This window comes from Burkholderia sp. AU6039 (genome assembly GCF_002223365.1).
Classification (GTDB): Bacteria; Pseudomonadota; Gammaproteobacteria; order Burkholderiales; family Burkholderiaceae; genus Burkholderia.
This window is the reverse complement of the sequence record NZ_NKFK01000015.1, coordinates 1-2,922: the sequence shown is the minus strand read 5'-3', so window position 1 is coordinate 2,922 and position 2,922 is coordinate 1. Positions and strand designations below refer to the sequence as shown.

Below are 2,922 nucleotides of genomic sequence, written 5' to 3'. Positions count from 1 at the left end.
CGAGACAGACTCGTTATAGGGTCAAGCGAACAAGTGCATGTGGTGGATGCCTTGGCGATCACAGGCGATGAAGGACGCGGTAGCCTGCGAAAAGCTACGGGGAGCTGGCAAACAAGCTTTGATCCGTAGATGTCCGAATGGGGAAACCCACTCCTTTTGGAGTATCCATGGCTGAATACATAGGCCATGTGAAGCGAACGCGGTGAACTGAAACATCTAAGTAACCGCAGGAAAAGAAATCAACCGAGATTCCCAAAGTAGTGGCGAGCGAAATGGGATGAGCCTTGCACTCTTTATTTGTATTGTTAGCCGAACGCTCTGGAAAGTGCGGCCATAGCAGGTGATAGCCCTGTAGGCGAAAACAGTATGAAAGAACTAGGTGTGCGACAAGTAGGGCGGGACACGTGAAATCCTGTCTGAAGATGGGGGGACCATCCTCCAAGGCTAAATACTCGTGATCGACCGATAGTGAACCAGTACCGTGAGGGAAAGGCGAAAAGAACCCCGGGAGGGGAGTGAAATAGATCCTGAAACCGCATGCATACAAACAGTCGGAGCCTCGTAAGGGGTGACGGCGTACCTTTTGTATAATGGGTCAGCGACTTACGTTCAGTAGCAAGCTTAACCGTATAGGGCAGGCGTAGCGAAAGCGAGTCCGAATAGGGCGTTCAGTTGCTGGGCGTAGACCCGAAACCAAGTGATCTATCCATGGCCAGGATGAAGGTGCGGTAACACGTACTGGAGGTCCGAACCCACTAACGTTGAAAAGTTAGGGGATGAGCTGTGGATAGGGGTGAAAGGCTAAACAAACTTGGAAATAGCTGGTTCTCTCCGAAAACTATTTAGGTAGTGCCTCGTGTCTCACCTTCGGGGGTAGAGCACTGTCATGGTTGGGGGGTCTATTGCAGATTACCCCGCCATAGCAAACTCCGAATACCGAAGAGTGCAATCACGGGAGACAGACATCGGGTGCTAACGTCCGGTGTCAAGAGGGAAACAACCCAGACCGCCAGCTAAGGTCCCCAAATATAGCTAAGTGGGAAACGAAGTGGGAAGGCTAAAACAGTCAGGAGGTTGGCTTAGAAGCAGCCACCCTTTAAAGAAAGCGTAATAGCTCACTGATCGAGTCGTCCTGCGCGGAAGATGTAACGGGGCTAAGCTATATACCGAAGCTGCGGATGCGTGCTTTGCACGCATGGTAGGAGAGCGTTCTGTAAGCCTGCGAAGGTGTCTCGGAAGGGATGCTGGAGGTATCAGAAGTGCGAATGCTGACATGAGTAGCGATAAAGGGGGTGAAAGGCCCCCTCGCCGTAAGCCCAAGGTTTCCTACGCAACGTTCATCGGCGTAGGGTGAGTCGGCCCCTAAGGCGAGGCAGAAATGCGTAGCTGATGGGAAGCAGGTCAATATTCCTGCACCATTGTTAGATGCGATGGGGGGACGGATCGCGGAAGGTTGTCCGGGTGTTGGAAGTCCCGGTCGCTGCATTGGAGAAGGCGCTTAGGCAAATCCGGGCGCGTAATTCAAGGGTGTGGCGCGAGCTCCTTAGGGAGCGAAGCAATTGGAAGTGGTTCCAAGAAAAGCCTCTAAGCTTCAGTCTAACGATGACCGTACCGCAAACCGACACAGGTGGGCGAGATGAGTATTCTAAGGCGCTTGAGAGAACTCGGGAGAAGGAACTCGGCAAATTGGTACCGTAACTTCGGGATAAGGTACGCCCTTGTAGCTTGACTGGCCTGCGCCAGGAGGGTGAAGGGGTTGCAATAAACTGGTGGCTGCGACTGTTTAATAAAAACACAGCACTCTGCAAACACGAAAGTGGACGTATAGGGTGTGACGCCTGCCCGGTGCCGGAAGATTAAATGATGGGGTGCAAGCTCTTGATTGAAGTCCCGGTAAACGGCGGCCGTAACTATAACGGTCCTAAGGTAGCGAAATTCCTTGTCGGGTAAGTTCCGACCTGCACGAATGGCGTAACGATGGCCACACTGTCTCCTCCCGAGACTCAGCGAAGTTGAAGTGTTTGTGATGATGCAATCTACCCGCGGCTAGACGGAAAGACCCCATGAACCTTTACTGTAGCTTTGCATTGGACTTTGAACCGATCTGTGTAGGATAGGTGGGAGGCTATGAAACCGGAACGCTAGTTTCGGTGGAGCCGTCCTTGAAATACCACCCTGGTTTGTTTGAGGTTCTAACCTTGGCCCGTGATCCGGGTCGGGGACAGTGCATGGTAGGCAGTTTGACTGGGGCGGTCTCCTCCCAAAGCGTAACGGAGGAGTACGAAGGTACGCTAGGTACGGTCGGAAATCGTGCTGATAGTGCAATGGCATAAGCGTGCTTAACTGCGAGACCGACAAGTCGAGCAGGTGCGAAAGCAGGTCATAGTGATCCGGTGGTTCTGTATGGAAGGGCCATCGCTCAACGGATAAAAGGTACTCTGGGGATAACAGGCTGATACCGCCCAAGAGTTCATATCGACGGCGGTGTTTGGCACCTCGATGTCGGCTCATCTCATCCTGGGGCTGTAGCCGGTCCCAAGGGTATGGCTGTTCGCCATTTAAAGAGGTACGTGAGCTGGGTTTAAAACGTCGTGAGACAGTTTGGTCCCTATCTGCCGTGGGCGTTGGATATTTGAAGGGGGCTGCTCCTAGTACGAGAGGACCGGAGTGGACGAACCTCTGGTGTACCGGTTGTCACGCCAGTGGCATCGCCGGGTAGCTATGTTCGGAAGAGATAACCGCTGAAAGCATCTAAGCGGGAAACTCGCCTTAAGATGAGATATCCCTGGGGACTAGATCCCCTTGAAGGGTCGTTCGAGACCAGGACGTTGATAGGTCAGGTGTGTAAGCGCAGTAATGCGTTCAGCTAACTGATACTAATTGCCCGTAAGGCTTGATCCTATAACAAGTCTGTCTCGCGCT

1 rRNA gene is annotated in these 2,922 nt (G+C 52.8%); it reads left to right on the top strand.

The annotated features are described in order from the left end of the window. Positions 1-19 precede the first annotated feature (19 nt). Positions 20-2,901: ribosomal RNA gene (locus CFB39_RS38375) — 23S ribosomal RNA — on the top strand. Positions 2,902-2,922: the final 21 nt, after the last annotated feature.